The organism is Mycobacterium paragordonae (assembly GCF_003614435.1).
Lineage (GTDB): Bacteria > Actinomycetota > Actinomycetes > Mycobacteriales > Mycobacteriaceae > Mycobacterium > Mycobacterium paragordonae.
On sequence record NZ_CP025546.1, the window covers coordinates 1446192 to 1460555 of the forward strand.

The window sequence follows — 14364 nt, forward strand, 5'->3', positions numbered from 1 at the left end:
GGTCTCCAAGAATCCGCCAAGAATTCTCCAAGCGCGACGGCGGACTCTGGGCAGGTGGAGCACGCAACGTCGTCGTACTGGGCTTTTACCGAATATCCGCAACTGACAGAACTTGAGGACTGGGCGCACGAGGAGGTATTGATCGCCGACCCCCGTCTGGACCAGCCCGGCATTCGCGCCGCGGTGGACGCGGTCTTCGAAGCCAACCCCGCTCTCGGTGCGGTGTTCGAACCCAGCCGCGACCGGTGGCTGTCACGCCCCGGCGGCAGCTGGAGCTGGGCGGTAGAGCCGCCCGGGGTCACGGTGCCCGAGGTCATCGCCCGCCAGCGCGCCGGCTACGACATGCGCACCGGCCGCCTCTTCGCCGTGTCGCTGCTGCCCGGGACGCCCGACCGACTGGTGCTCACCGCCAGCCGGTTGTGCGTCGACGAAGAGTCGTGGAACGGCGTGGTCGAGAACCTGGTGGCGGCATACGCCCAAACCAAAGAAGGCGCCGCACTGGCACCGGACGCTGAGTTCAAAAATCGAGGCGGGCACTCATGGGTGTGGCGGCGGGCACGTCGCCGGCGGCGATCACCGTCCGCGCGACCGGAGTCAGCGCGCTGAACAACGCTCGTAGTTCGTCGTCGTCCAGACCGTCGAACGCCCGCAGGGACAGCGCGTCGGTGGTGGTTTCCAGCTGGTCCTTGAGCCCACGTCCGTCGGGTGTCAACGCGCCTCCGGAGTCGAGCAGCCCGCGGTCGGCGAGGCTCTGGCGGCAGGCCTCCCACTCGTTGTCGTCGTAGTGGCGGGATCGCTTCATGAATTCCTCGGATACCGCGCTTGCCGCGGTGTGAAAGACGTTCGACTCTCGCCCCGAGATCCCCGCGGCCACCAGGGCCGCGACATGTCCGTCGCCCCGGTGCTCCCGCAGCAGGGTGGTTGCGTGCCACAGCGCGGCCACCGGATCTGACGGCACCGGCAGGGCGACGTTGGCCGCGAACAGCGCTCTGCCGTCGACGGGCGCCATCTGTGCGGCACGGACGGCCAATTCGGCTGCCGTACAGAGGTTTTCGTCTTCGGTGACACCGCATCGGTGCAGGGCTGCGACCGTGGCGTGCTGACGGGCGCGTAACGCTTCCTCCGGCCCGGCGATCTCCCAGGCGGCCGGCAGTGACTTGGCCACCCGCCCGCGCGCGAAGTTGTAGAACACCGCGGTCACGACCTCCGGCGGCACGGCGCCCAGCGGCGCCGAACGCGCGGCGAAGTACCCCATCCAGAATCCGCGGTAACCCAGGCCGTCCATCCCCGCTCGTACCTCGGGCGCGAAATAGGTCAGGGCATGGATCGGCTCGAAGCGGTCGTAGAACTGCCTGGCGAGAGCGGGGGTTCTTTGCATACCTGCGTTGATAGCATCCAGAAACCGCTCCGGAGGAGGCTTGGTGACGGGGGAATGACCGCGGAAGTCGAAGGGGAAGTCTTCGGGCGCTACCGGCTGCTCGAAGTACTCCGCTGGGGCGGCGTAGGCACGGTCTATCGCGCCCGCGACACGATGATGACCCGCGACGTGGCCATCAAGGTGATTCCCGCCGAGCCGGCATATCAGAATCGATTCCGGCAGGAGGTCGCTGTCGCGGCGCGCCTGAACAACCCGAACATCATCCCGATCTACGAGGCCGGAGAGATCGATGGCCGCCTCTATCTGGTGATGCCGGTCGTCGACGGTATCGACCTGCAGACATTGCTGCACCGCGACGGGCCGATGAGCCCGAAGCTGGCGGTGCGGGTGATCGAGCAGGCCGCCGCGGCGTTGGAGGCCGGCCACAGCTGCGGGTTGACACACGGGGACGTCAGCCCGCCGAACATCTTCGTGGTCGGCGGCGAGTTCGTGTATCTGCTCGATTTCGGTGCCGCCGTTGACAGTTCGAGCCCGGCCGACCCACGCAGCGACATTCACGCCCTGACCCGCGTGCTCTATGAGTGCCTGACCGGACAGCCGCCCGGCGCCGGCCGCGACACCGCCCTTCCTGCCGGATTCGACCCGGTGATCGCGCGCGGCATGGCCGACGATCCCGACGACTGCTATCAATCCGCCCGCGAGCTGGCCGACGACGCCAGAGCGGCACTGGCTCCCGCGGCGACCACGGTCACGGTGACGACCGATGAAACGGACTTCGGGCGGTATCGGCTGTTCGAATTGCTCGGCGCCGGTGGGATGGGCTCGGTCTACCGGGCGCACGACACCCTGCTGGGACGCGACGTGGCCGTCAAGGTGCTGCGACCGGAGCTGGCCTCCGAGCCCGGCTACCAGGAGCGGTTCCGGCGCGAGGCGTATGCCGCCGGCCGGTTGGCCGACCCGCACATCATCCCGATCTACGAGGCGGGCGAGATCGATGGGCGCCTGTACCTGGTGATGCCGATCATCGACGGCGTCGATCTGCACCACGTGCTCGACCATGCCGGGCCGATGAGTCCGCAGCAGGCGGTGAGCGTGGTCGACCAGGTTGCCGTGGCGCTGGATTCGGCTCACAAGTCTGGGCTGGTGCATCGCGATGTGAAGCCGTCGAACCTGCTGATGGTCGGCGAAGAATTCGTGTACCTCATCGATTTCGGGCTCGTTCACGAAGCGACCGCGGCCCGGTTGACGCGCACCGACATCGCGCCCGGGAGTCCGGCGTACATGGCTCCGGAGCGGTTTAGGGCCGGCACCATCGCCGACGCCCGCGCCGATGTGTACTCGCTGGCGTGTGTGCTCTACGAATGCCTGACCGGGCGGCCACCGTTCCGGGGTGGCGGGGTGGAGGGGTTGACCGCGGCCCACCTGTTCGAGGAGCCACCCAGGCCCAGCGGCGCCGACCCCGCCATGCCCGCCGGGTTCGATGAGGTGATCGCGCGCGGCATGGCGAAAGACCCGGATGACCGATACCAGTCCGCACCCGAACTGGCCGTTGCTGCCCGCGCGGCGCTCACCACCCCGCCCGCGAAGACGCCTGTCGCCACCGACGCTCTGCATCCGACGCAGGATGCCCGCACTGTCCCACCCCTACCGCGCGTCCGCCGCCGCGCCCTCGCCTACGGCGCGGTCGCGGTGGTGGTCGCGCTGATCGCCGCGATCGTGGCTCTCACCAACGGATTTCCGTTTCGCTCGGAGAGCGGGCAGGCCCAGATCGTCCTGCCGTTCACCGGGCTCAACGGGCCGCTGGGGGTGGCGGTCGACGTCAACGGCAACGTCTACGTCACCGACTCCGGCAACAACCGGGTGGTGAAACTCGCCGCAAGCTCGACCACCCAGACCGTCGCACCGTTCGCCGGCCTGAACCATCCGGGCGGAATAGCCGTCGACGAGCAGGGCAATCTGGCGGTCACCGAGCCGGCGAACAACCGGGTGCTGGAGCTGGCCGCGGGGTCGACCGGCCAGACCGTGCTGCCGCTGACCGACCTCGCGGGCCCCGCCGGCGTGGCCCTCTACACACGCAACCCCGGCACCGACCGCATAGTCGTCGCCGACTCCGGGCACGACAGAGTGCTGGCCTTGAGCGGGGTGCATTCCAGTCAGCGGGAACTGCCTTTCACCGGCCTGGATGAACCCTCGGGTGTGGCGGTCGGCAGCGACGGTGGACTGTTCGTCATAGACCGCGCGAACGAGCGGGTGCTGAAGCTGCCCTGGACGGCGTCGGTGGCGACCGTGTTGCCGTACGCGGTCGGCCATCCGGATTTCGTCGCGGTCGACGCTACCGGCGACCTCTACGTGACGGACAGCCATGCCAATCGCGTCATGAAGCTGACGAAGGACACGACCACGTCAATCACGTTGCCCTTCAACGGACTCAAGGGTCCGCAGGGTGTCGCGGTGGACTCCGCCGGGAACGTCTACGTCGCCGACTCCGGCAACAATCGGGTGCTGAAACTACCGCGGGGCTAGGTCTCGCCGGAGACCCTCAATGCTCAGCGGGAGAACATCACCGCGCGCTTGACTTCCTGAATGGCCTTGGTCACCTGGATCCCGCGCGGGCAGCCCTCGGTGCAGTTGAACGTGGTGCGGCAGCGCCACACTCCGTCCACCTCGTTGAGGATGTCGAGGCGCTGCGCGGCGGCCTCGTCGCGGCTGTCGAAGATGAACCGGTGCGCGTTGACGATCGCCGCCGGGCCGAAATAGCTGCCCTCGTACCAGAACACTGGGCAGCTGGTGGTACAGCAGGCGCACAGGATGCACTTGGTGGTGTCGTCGTAGCGGGCGCGGTCGGTGGGGCTCTGAATGCGTTCCCGCGTAGGCGGATTGCCGGTGGTGATCAGGTACGGCTTGATCGCCCGGTAGGCGTCGAAGAACGGCTCCATGTCGACCACGAGGTCTTTTTCCACCGGCAGCCCGCGGATCGGCTCGACCGTGATGGTGAGTTTCTTGCCGGGCTTCTTCGGCAGCAGATCACGCATCAGCACCTTGCACGCCAACCGGTTCAGACCGTTGATGCGCATCGCGTCCGAGCCGCACACACCGTGCGCGCAGGACCGGCGGAAGGTCAGCGTGCCGTCCAGGTAGCCCTTGACGTAGAGCAGCAGGTTCAGCAGCCGGTCGCTGGGCAGGCACGGTACCCGGAAGCTCTGCCAGCCACCGGTGGCCGCGAACCTGTCTGGGTCGTCGGGGTTGAACCGGGCGATCTTCAGAGTCACCATCACCGCGCCTTCAGGAACCGGCGGCAATGGAGGTTCAAGCGGATCGGTGGTTTCGACCTCCGTGTCCACGCTCATCAGTACTTCCGCTCCTTCGGCTCGTAGCGGGTCTGCACAACGGGTTTGAAGTCCAGCCTGATGTCGCTGAGCAGGTCGGTACCGTCCTTGTAGGCCATGGTGTGCCGCATGTAGTTGACGTCGTCGCGGTTGGGGTAGTCCTCGCGGGCATGGCCGCCGCGGGACTCCTTGCGGTTCAGTGCGCCCACCACCGTCACCTCGGCCAACTCCAGCAGGAAGCCGAGCTCGATGGCCTCCAGCAGGTCGCTGTTGAAGCGTTTTCCTTTGTCGTGCACGGTGATTCGCGAGTACCGCTCTTTGAGGGCGTGAATGTCGGTGAGCGCCTGCTTCAACGTCTCCTCGGTGCGGAACACCGCGGCGTTGTTGTCCATCGACTGCTGCAGGGCGGTGCGGATGTCGGCGACGCGTTCGTTGCCGTGCTCGGACAGGATGTCGCGCACCCACCCGACCACCATCGCCGCAGGATCCGGCGGCATGTCGGCGAAGTCGTGGCTCTGGGCGTAGTGGGCCGCGGCGATGCCGGCGCGGCGGCCGAACACGTTGATGTCCAACAGGGAGTTGGTGCCCAGCCGGTTGGCGCCGTGCACCGACACGCACGCGCACTCGCCGGCCGCGAACAGCCCGGGCACCGTATTGGTGTTGTCGCGCAACACCTGTCCGGTGACCGTGGTCGGGATGCCGCCCATCACGTAGTGACAGGTCGGGTAGACCGGCACCAACTCGTGCACCGGGTCCACACCGAGGTAGGTGCGGGCGAACTCGGTGATGTCGGGCAGCTTCGCTTCCAGCACATCTTCACCGAGGTGACGGACGTCGATGTAGACGTAGTCCTTGTGCGGGCCGGCTCCGCGGCCTTCCAGGACTTCGAGCACCATCGAACGGGCGACGATGTCGCGCGGCGCCAGGTCGACGATCGTCGGCGCGTAGCGCTCCATGAAGCGTTCGCCCTCGCCGTTGAGCAACCGACCGCCCTCGCCGCGGACGGCTTCGGAGATCAGGATGCCCAGCCCGGCCAGGCCGGTCGGATGGAACTGGTGAAACTCCATGTCCTCCAACGGAAGTCCCTTGCGGAACACGATGCCGATGCCGTCGCCGGTCAGGGTATGCGCGTTGGAGGTCGTCTTGTACATCCGCCCCGATCCGCCGGTCGCCAGCACGATCGCCTTGGCGTGGAAGACGTGGATGGTGCCGGTGGCCAGTTCGTAGGCCACCACTCCGGTGGCCACCGGGCCGGTCGGGGTCTGGGTGAGCGCCAGGTCCAGCGCGTAGAACTCGTTGAAGAATTGAACATCGTGCTTGACGCAGTTCTGGTAAAGCGTCTGCAGGATCATGTGGCCGGTGCGGTCGGCGGCGTAACAGGCGCGACGCACCGGGGCCTTGCCGTGATCGCGGGTGTGGCCGCCGAAGCGGCGCTGGTCGATGCGGCCCTCAGGGGTGCGGTTGAACGGCATCCCCATCTTCTCCAGGTCCAGGACGGCGTCGATCGCCTCTTTGCACATGATCTCCACCGCGTCCTGGTCGGCGAGGTAGTCGCCGCCCTTGACGGTGTCGAACGTGTGCCACTCCCAGTTGTCCTCTTCGACGTTGGCCAGCGCGGCGCACATGCCGCCCTGTGCCGCGCCGGTGTGGCTGCGGGTGGGGTAGAGCTTGGTGAGCACGGCGGTGCGAACCTGTGGGCCCGCCTCCACCGCGGCACGCATGCCGGCACCGCCGGCGCCGACGATCACGACGTCATATCGGTGTTGCTCGATCACCGCTCGCCTTTCACGAAGATGTGGTCTTTCACGAAATGTTGGGGTTGAACGTCATGAGCACATACGTCCCGAGCATCAGGGTGAACACCATCGACACCGTCAGCAGCGCGTTCAGCCAGAAGCGGGTGATGTTCTTGCGGCTGTAGTCGTCGATGATCGTGCGAATGCCGTTGCCGCCGTGCAACTGTGCCAGCCACAGCAGCAGCAGGTCCCACACCTGCCAGAACGGCGAGGCCCAGCGCTGTGCGACGTAGTTGAAGTCGATGCGGTACACGCCGTTGTCCCACATCAGCATGATGAACAGGTGGCCGATGGCCAGGAACACCAGCACGATGCCGGAGAAGCGCATGAACAGCCAGGCGAACTTCTCGAAGTTCGGGATACCGACGCGGCGGCGCGGCGAACGCGGGTTGTCCAGGCTGGCCGGGCGGTAGTAGGCGCGTTGCTTCACCGGCGCCGTCTGGCTGGGTCCTTTTTGAAGTCCGGGTTGCAGGTCAGGGCTGCTGCTCATTTGAAGTGCTCCCACATGTGGATGCCGGTGACCACGCCGGCCATCACCAACATCACCAGGAACGTCACGGCGACGATCCACAACATCCGACGCTGGTAGCGCGGACCTTCGGACCAGAAGTCGATCAGGATGACGCGGATCCCGTTGAGCGCGTGGAATCCGACGGCGGCCACCAGCCCGTACTCCATCAGGCCGACAATCGGGGTCTTGTAGTCGGCGAGCACGGTGTTGTAGGCCTGCGGGCTGACCCGCAGCACCGCCGAGTCCAGGACGTGGACGAAGAGGAAGAAGAAGATGGTGGCGCCGCTGATGCGGTGCAGCACCCACGCCCACATGCCGGGGTCGCCGCGGTAGAGCGTTCTGGGCGGCTTGCGTTTGCGTGACGATTCCGATGTTGGCGGATCCGTGGTTGCCGTCTTCAAGGCCACCTGAAAACTCACCTCATTCACGCCGTTGGGAAACCGGCTGATCAACCGCTATAGCCGGTAATCGCGAGCTTAGCTCGGTAAAGGTTGCCCGCGGTAGCGCCACGATGTGATCCGCGTCCTGTGTCATCGGCGGGCTAGGGTGGGCTGGTCGGGTCAGCCAACTGCGAGCCGGAGTTGCGAATGTCTGATGTTGATTGGAATGCCTTGCGGGACAAGGCAATCGCTGCTCTATCCGGCGCATACGCGCCTTATTCGCGGTTCCCGGTCGGTGCGGCGGGACTGGTCGACGACGGCCGGATCGTGACCGGCTGCAATGTGGAGAATGTCTCATATGGTCTTGGTCTCTGTGCCGAGTGCGGGGTGGTGTGCGCGCTGCACTCGACCGGTGGGGGCCGGTTACGGGCGCTGGCGTGTGTGGACTCCGGCGGTGCGCCGTTGATGCCGTGCGGGAGATGCCGTCAGGTGCTGCTCGAACACGGCGGCCCGCAGATGTTGATCGACCATCCGGCCGGGGCCCGCACGCTGGGGGAACTGTTGCCCGACGCCTTCGGTCCCGACGACTTGTTCCGGGAATCCCGTTGACCGACATCGCATTCGACGCGCCGACGGTAATCCGGACCAAGCGGGACGGCGGCCGGTTGTCTGATGCCGCCATCGACTGGGTGGTCGCCGCCTACACCGACGGCACGGTTGCGCCCGAACAGATGTCGGCACTGTTGATGGCCATCTTCCTGCGCGGCATGGATCGCGATGAGATCGCCAGCTGGACCGCGGCGATGCTGGCCTCGGGTCCGCGGATGGACTTCACCGATCTGGGTTTGCGGACCGTCGACAAGCACTCCACCGGGGGAGTGGGCGACAAGATCACGCTGCCGGTGGTGCCCGTGGTCGCGGCCTGCGGCGCCGCCGTGCCGCAGGCGGCCGGGCGCGGACTGGGCCATGCCGGCGGGACTCTGGACAAGCTGGAATCCATTCCGGGGTTCAGCGCGAATTTGTCGAACCAGCGGCTGCGCGAACAGCTTTGCGACGTGGGTGCCGCCATCTTCGCCGCGGGCGAGCTCGCTCCGGCCGACGCCAAGCTGTACGCGCTGCGTGACATCACCGGCACCGTCGAGTCGCTGCCGTTGATCGCCAGTTCGATCATGAGCAAGAAGCTGGCCGAGGGAGCGGGCGCGCTGGTGCTCGACGTCAAAGTCGGCTCGGGGGCGTACCTCAAGCCCGAAGCGCGTTCCCGCGAACTCGCCCACACCATGGTCGAGTTGGGTATCGCGCACGGGGTGCCCACCCGTGCGCTGCTCACCGACATGCAGTGCCCGCTGGGCCGGGCCGTCGGCAATTCCGTCGAAGTCCAAGAGTCGCTGGAGGTGCTGGCCGGCGGCGGACCGCCCGACGTGGTGGAGCTGACCCTGCGGTTGGCCGCCGAGATGCTGGAACTGGCCGGCGTCGACGGGGTGGACCCCGCGCAGACCCTGCGCGATGGCACCGCGATGGACCGCTTTGCCCGACTGGTCGCCGCCCAAGGCGGCGATTTGTCGAAACCGTTGCCGATTGGTGGGTGTTCGGAAACCGTGACGGCCGCGCGGGACGGCACAATGGGCGACATTGACGCGATGGCAGTGGGGCTGGCGGCGTGGCGGCTCGGTGCGGGCAGATCCCGGCCGGGGGCGCGGGTGCAGCACGGCGCCGGCATCAGGATCCACCGGCGGCCGGGCGAATCCGTGTCGGCGGGTGATGCGTTGTTCACGCTCTACACCGAGACCCCGGAGCGTTTCGGTCCCGCGCTGGCGGAGTTGGACGGAGCCTTCAGCGTGGGTGACGAAGCGCCCGCGTCCAGACCGTTGATTATCGATCGGATCACGCGATGAACCTGAGCATCGAACAGATTCAGCAGGCGCCCAAGGCGTTGCTGCACGACCACCTGGACGGCGGGCTGCGCCCGGCGACGGTGCTGGAGATCGCCCGCGAGGTGGGCTACGACGAGTTGCCGGCCACCGACGCCGAGGAGCTGGCGACGTGGTTCCGCACCCGCTCGCACAGCGGTTCGCTGGAGCGCTACCTCGAGCCGTTCTCACACACCGTCGCGGTGATGCAGACGCCGGACGCGCTGTACCGGGTCGCCCACGAGTGTGTGGAGGATCTGGCCGCAGATTCGGTGGTGTACGCCGAAATTCGTTTCGCCCCCGAGTTGCACATCAACCGCGGGCTGTCCTTCGACGAGGTCGTCGACGCGGTGCTGGCCGGTTTCGCGGCGGGGGAGAAGGCGTGCGCCGCTGCGGGCAACCCGATCAAGGTGCGCTGCCTGGTGACCGCGATGCGGCATGCGGCGATGTCGCGGGAGATCGCCGAGTTGGCGATCCGGTTCCGCGACAAGGGCGTGGTCGGATTCGACATCGCCGGCGCTGAGGCCGGGTACCCGCCCACTCGGCATCTCGATGCCTTCGAATACATGCGGGACCACAACGCGCGCTTCACAATTCACGCGGGTGAGGCGTTCGGCCTGCCGTCCATCCATGAGGCGATCGCGTTCTGCGGTGCCGACCGGCTGGGCCACGGGGTGCGCATCGTCGACGACATCCAGGTCGACCCGGACGGTGGCGTGGCGTTGGGCCGGCTGGCGGCGATCGTTCGGGACAAGCGGGTTCCGCTGGAGATGTGCCCGAGCTCCAACGTGCAGACCGGTGCGGTGGCCAGCATTGCCGAGCACCCGTTCGATCTGTTGGCGCGCAGCCGTTTTCGGGTGACCGTCAACACCGACAACCGGCTGATGAGCGACACCACGATGAGTCAGGAGATGCACCGGCTGGTGGAGGCCTTCGGCTACGGCTGGGCCGACCTGCAGCGCTTCACGATCAACGCGATGAAGTCGGCGTTCATCCACTTCGACGAGCGGCTGGCCATCATCGACGAGGTGATCAAGCCGCGGTATGCGGTGCTGATCGGGTAGGTGTCGGCGGCTCGGCTCGGCTCGGCTCGGCTCGGCTCGGCTCGCGCCGCGCTCTTTCGACTTTGACTGCAGGTAAACGTTTTTCGGCGCGTCGTGTGTGTGGTGTCAGTGTCGCGGAGTGTCGCGGAGCGGAGTGCCCTGGGCAGCGCCTAACCGGGCGCGCCGTCGATACCGGCTACGCCACCTGTGCCGTCTGCGCCTTTAATGCCGTCGACAAGCACTCCGTTAAACGCACTGGCCTTGCCGCCTGCTCCGCCGAGGCCGCCGGTACTTACCGGGCCGCCATGGCCGCCTCCGCCACCTGCGCCGTTGTCCGCGCCGCTGCCTGCCTGGCCGAAGAGCAATCCACCGGCTCCGCCGACGCCGCCGACGCCGCCTAGACCGCCGTCGCCACCGTTGCCCCCGGCGCCGCCGTCACCTCCCAGTCCGCCGTTACCGCCGTAGACCGTGGCCCCCTGGAAGCCGCTGCCTACGCCGCCCAGCCCACCTTTGCCGCCGATACCGCCGGCAACACCCGCACCCCCAGCGCCCCCGGCACCGCCAAGGCCGCCGACTCCGCCGTTGCCGAACAGGCGTGATCCCGCGCCGCCGACGCCACCGGCGCCGCCGCTGCCGCCCGCGCCACCCGATCCACCGTCGCCGCCGTCGCCGCCGTCACCGGCGTTCGAACCGTGAGAACTTGTCACGCCGACCGCGGTCGATGAATTGGAAGGGTTGGTCCCGCCGTTGCCGCCTATCCCGCCCAGCCCACCGTCGCCTCCCGAGCCGCCGGCGCCGCCGGCCCCTCCTGCTCCACCATTGCCGGCCAGGATCCCCCCCTTCCCGCCGCCGCCGCCGGTGCCCCCGTTGCCGCCGGCGCCGCCGGATGCGCCGTCGGCGCCATTACCGCCGTGACCGCCTGCACCCGCGACTGCGTTCGTCCCGTTGGCGAACCCGCCGTTACCCCCGGGCCCGCCGGCGCCGCCCGGAGCTGCGGCGTCTGCCCCGCGACCGCCGGCACCACCAGTGCCGTTACCGTTGTCGCTACCTCCGGCCCCACCGGCCCCGCCCGCGCCGCCGAAGCCGCCGGCACCGCCGTCACCGCCGGCACCGCCGGTCGCACTGCCGACGCCGGGATCGTTTGACAAGCCCGCACCGCCGGCACCGCCGGTGCCGCCGGTGCCGTTGCTCCTGCCATTCCCGCCGGTTGCGCCGTCACCGCCAGCGGCGTTGGCATTAACAGTGACCGTCTGGGTTTGCCCGGCAGCACCGGTGTTGGCCTGAATACCCGGGCTCGGGTTGACCGCGTCAGCACCGGCCAGTCCGGCCCCGCCTGTCCCGCCGGCGCCGCCGTCGCCGATGAGGCCGACGGCGTTGCCGCCGTGACCCCCCATGCCGGCGAGGCCACCGTTGACTCCGGCGACGCCCACCCCGCCGGTGCCGCCCATACCGCCGTTGCCATAGAGCAATCCGCTGGATCCGCCGCTGCCGCCCGCGGCGCCGCCGCCGCCGGTGCCGCCGGCGCCGCCGTTGCCCCATAATCCCGCTGCGCCGCCCGCACCGCCGGCACGTCCGGCCAGCGTCGAGTCACCCCCGCGGCCGCCGTTGCCGTACAGAATGCCGCCGGCCCCGCCGGCTGTTCCGACTCCGTTGACCGTCTGCCCGTTGGCGCCGTCGCCGATCAGCGGGCGCCCCAGCAGGGCTTGCGTGGGTGTGTTGATCGCACCGAGGACCTGGTCTTCGACGAGCTGCAGCGGTGAGGCGTTGGCGGCCTCTGCGGAGGTGTACGCCCCCGCCCCCATGGCCAACGACCGCACGAATTGCGCGTGGAAAGCGGCGGCTTCGGTGCTGAGGGATCGATAGGCCTGCGAGTGCGCGGAGAACAACGCCGCGATCTGGGTCGACACCTCGTCAGCCGCGGCGGCGACCAAGTCTGTTGTCGGCGCTGCCATCGCGGCGTTGGCCGTGTTGATCGTCGAACCGATATCGGCAACGTTGGAAACCGCTGTCGTCAAACCCTGGGACGACACCACAAGAAACGACACGGCAATAGCCACCTCTCACCCCCGATAGTGAGCATTCGGCAGAACGGAATGATAGCCGCAAACGTGTACAGCGTTTGAGTTTCGTCGGAATTCACTGGGTTCAGTCTTTAAGTGCGACTTGAGATTTCGTGACCATGGCGGCGACACCAGATGACGGCGTCAGACGCGCCGGATCGCCTCCGAGCAGGGGATCTACGCGGAAATACGTATGGATGATTCGCGAGTCCGCAAAACCTACGACCCACCCCTGTCCGGTTTTACGTATAACGGCCGATGCCCGCGGACGGCCTCGCACGCGACAGTTGGTTCATCGAACTTTTCCAGCCCACCAGCGAAGGGAACTCCAATGAGCAAGATCCGCACCCGCGCCACCGCCATCCTCGGCCTGGACGGCGAAGGCTTAAGCCAGAAGCACGCTGCCAGGCGTCAGGCCCTGCCGAGGCGCTACGCGTTCCTCGAGTCCTCGAGCATGTCCCGCGCGATGGACCGTCTCTGAATAACATCGTCGGTGTGCTGACCGAGCGCATCCGCACCGACGAGGCGCATATTCATCTTCTGCCCGACGGCCGCGAGCTGGCCTACCTGGAGTGGGGCGACGCCACCGGCTATCCCGCGTTCTACTTCCACGGCACGCCGAGCTCCCGGCTCGAGGGCGTATTCGTCGACGGTGCCGCACGACGCCACGGCTTCCGGCTGATTGCGATCGACCGCCCGGGATTCGGGCGTTCGACCTTCCAACCGGGACGCGGATTTGGCGATTGGCCGGCCGACGTCTGCGACCTGGCCGACGCACTCGGACTGGACCAGTTCGGTGTCGTCGGGCATTCGGGGGCCGGACCACACCTGTTCGCGTGCGGTGCCCTGATACCGCCAACCCGGCTTCGCTTTATCGGCGCATTCGCGCCGTGGGGTCCGCTGGCGACGCCGGAGATCGTCGCGGCGTTGAGTTCGCAGGACCGGGTCTACCGAGGTCTCGCGCGGCTCGGAGCCTGGCCTTTCGACGCCGCGTTCCGGCCGCTGGGCTGGTGCGCGAACCACTGGCCAGGCCTGTTCAACCGGCTGTTGACGGGATGGGTGCCGCAGCCGGAGCGACAGCACCTGCGCGACGAACTCTTTCTGCGGCACTTCCGCGCCTCTCAGCTCGAGGCCTTTCGGCAGGGCGGCCGCGGCGGCGCCTACGAATCGTTCCTGGACTACCGACCGTGGACATTCCGCGCAGAACAGATCGCCGTGCCCACTCACATCTGGCAGGGCGACCTCGACTCGTTCATCCCGCGCGCCATGGGCCATTACCTCGAACACGCCATCCCGAACGTGGATTTGCACTGGTCTGAGGGTGAAGACCACTTCAATATCGAGGACTGGGACGCCATTCTCGCGGCTTGTGCGGCCGATATCTAGGTCAGTCCGAGAATTGATCCGATATAAGCCACCGGCAGCCACAACGCCAGCGCGGCATAGATCGGGATCAGCAACAGGAAACCCAGATAGTAGAGATAGGCCAGCGTTTGCCAGAACAAGCCCGTCACCGTGCTGATCAGTGACGCGAACACCTGGTCGAGGGAGGGAATGCCGGCAGCGGCGGTCGCGGGTTGCAGCAATGACGTGTTGGCGGTCTCCGCGGTCGCGTAGGAAGTCGCCGCCGCGCGGAGGTGCCCGATGAACTGTTGTTGGTAGGCAGCGGCCTGCCCGGCGGCTGTGTGGTAACCCTGCCCGAATCGGGAAAACAGTTGCGCGACAGCCGCCGAGACCTCGTCGGCGGCCGCGGGCAGCACGGCTTGGGTCGAGGCTGCCGTCTGGTTTGCCGCGCCGAGGGCATGGCCGATCGCGGTCACCTGTGTTGCGGCCTGGGCGAGCAAGTCCGGCACAGCGATGACGGCGGACATGGCCATCATGGAAACAATGCGGAGACGTTGCGGCAAGCAAAGCGCGGATTAGCCGCTCAGTCGTGTCGGAATTGTCACCGCCCCGGGATCAC

At 67.6% G+C, this 14364-nt stretch carries 14 protein-coding genes; 7 read left to right on the forward strand and 7 right to left on the reverse strand.

The genetic code is table 11. The annotated features are described in order from the left end of the window. Positions 1-54 precede the first annotated feature (54 nt). Positions 55-606, forward strand: coding sequence for a condensation domain-containing protein (locus C0J29_RS06745; protein ID WP_065163343.1), 552 nt, complete (start codon positions 55-57; stop codon positions 604-606). Here C0J29_RS06745 and C0J29_RS06750 read toward each other — a convergent pair. Further along, positions 518-1378: an SCO6745 family protein gene (locus C0J29_RS06750; RefSeq protein ID WP_120794604.1), complete on the reverse strand. Its 861-nt coding sequence runs from the start codon at positions 1376-1378 to the stop codon at positions 518-520. The genes C0J29_RS06745 and C0J29_RS06750 overlap by 89 nt on opposite strands. A gap of 54 nt (positions 1379-1432) precedes the next feature. Here C0J29_RS06750 and C0J29_RS06755 point away from each other — a divergent pair, with 54 nt between their 5' ends. After that, on the forward strand, positions 1433-3901 hold the full coding sequence (locus C0J29_RS06755; protein ID WP_162951399.1) for a serine/threonine-protein kinase PknD: 2469 nt from the start codon (positions 1433-1435) through the stop codon (positions 3899-3901). Positions 3902-3924: 23 nt separating this feature from the next. Here C0J29_RS06755 and C0J29_RS06760 read toward each other — a convergent pair whose 3' ends face one another. From C0J29_RS06760 to sdhC, 4 genes are read right to left on the reverse strand one after another with little or no spacing between them, the layout of a single operon-like run. Next, the gene (locus C0J29_RS06760) at positions 3925-4725 is read right to left on the reverse strand and encodes a succinate dehydrogenase iron-sulfur subunit (RefSeq protein ID WP_065046289.1); all 801 of its coding nucleotides are present in this window, start codon (positions 4723-4725) and stop codon (positions 3925-3927) included. Beyond that, the gene (gene sdhA / locus C0J29_RS06765; protein WP_065046291.1) at positions 4725-6479 is read right to left on the reverse strand and encodes a succinate dehydrogenase flavoprotein subunit; all 1755 of its coding nucleotides are present in this window, start codon (positions 6477-6479) and stop codon (positions 4725-4727) included. The genes C0J29_RS06760 and sdhA overlap by 1 nt, the downstream gene beginning before the upstream one ends. A 28-nt stretch (positions 6480-6507) precedes the next feature. Then, on the reverse strand, positions 6508-6990 hold the full coding sequence (locus C0J29_RS06770) for a succinate dehydrogenase hydrophobic membrane anchor subunit (protein WP_065046293.1): 483 nt from the start codon (positions 6988-6990) through the stop codon (positions 6508-6510). Next, positions 6987-7325, reverse strand: coding sequence for a succinate dehydrogenase, cytochrome b556 subunit (gene sdhC / locus C0J29_RS06775; protein WP_055576390.1), 339 nt, complete (start codon positions 7323-7325; stop codon positions 6987-6989). The genes C0J29_RS06770 and sdhC overlap by 4 nt, the downstream gene beginning before the upstream one ends. Positions 7326-7598: 273 nt before the next feature. On the opposite strand from sdhC, the gene C0J29_RS06780 reads away from it, so the two are divergent. From C0J29_RS06780 to C0J29_RS06790, 3 genes are read left to right on the forward strand one after another with little or no spacing between them, the layout of a single operon-like run. Next, entirely contained in the window at positions 7599-8000 is a 402-nt protein-coding gene (locus C0J29_RS06780) for a cytidine deaminase (RefSeq protein ID WP_120791841.1), read from the forward strand. Further along, on the forward strand, positions 7997-9283 hold the full coding sequence (locus C0J29_RS06785; RefSeq protein ID WP_120791842.1) for a thymidine phosphorylase: 1287 nt from the start codon (positions 7997-7999) through the stop codon (positions 9281-9283). Before C0J29_RS06780 ends, C0J29_RS06785 begins: the two co-directional genes overlap by 4 nt. Continuing rightward, the gene (locus tag C0J29_RS06790) at positions 9280-10362 is read left to right on the forward strand and encodes an adenosine deaminase (protein ID WP_065046298.1); all 1083 of its coding nucleotides are present in this window, start codon (positions 9280-9282) and stop codon (positions 10360-10362) included. Before C0J29_RS06785 ends, C0J29_RS06790 begins: the two co-directional genes overlap by 4 nt. 149 nt (positions 10363-10511) lie before the next feature. Here the strand turns inward: C0J29_RS06790 and C0J29_RS34345 are convergent, their stop codons facing one another. Continuing rightward, positions 10512-12386, reverse strand: coding sequence for a PE family protein (locus tag C0J29_RS34345; RefSeq protein ID WP_120791843.1), 1875 nt, complete (start codon positions 12384-12386; stop codon positions 10512-10514). A gap of 346 nt (positions 12387-12732) precedes the next feature. On the opposite strand from C0J29_RS34345, the gene C0J29_RS33605 reads away from it, so the two are divergent. Beyond that, complete coding sequence (locus C0J29_RS33605; protein ID WP_240748906.1) at positions 12733-12882, forward strand: hypothetical protein; 150 nt, start codon at positions 12733-12735, stop codon at positions 12880-12882. Positions 12883-12899: 17 nt separating this feature from the next. Further along, positions 12900-13787, forward strand: coding sequence for an alpha/beta fold hydrolase (locus C0J29_RS06800; RefSeq protein ID WP_065046436.1), 888 nt, complete (start codon positions 12900-12902; stop codon positions 13785-13787). On the opposite strand, the gene C0J29_RS06805 is transcribed toward C0J29_RS06800, so the two are convergent. Beyond that, positions 13784-14272 carry a PE family protein gene (locus C0J29_RS06805; RefSeq protein WP_162951400.1) on the reverse strand — a complete coding sequence of 163 codons (489 nt, stop codon included), beginning with the start codon at positions 14270-14272 and terminating at the stop codon, positions 13784-13786. The genes C0J29_RS06800 and C0J29_RS06805 overlap by 4 nt on opposite strands. Positions 14273-14364 lie beyond the last annotated feature (92 nt).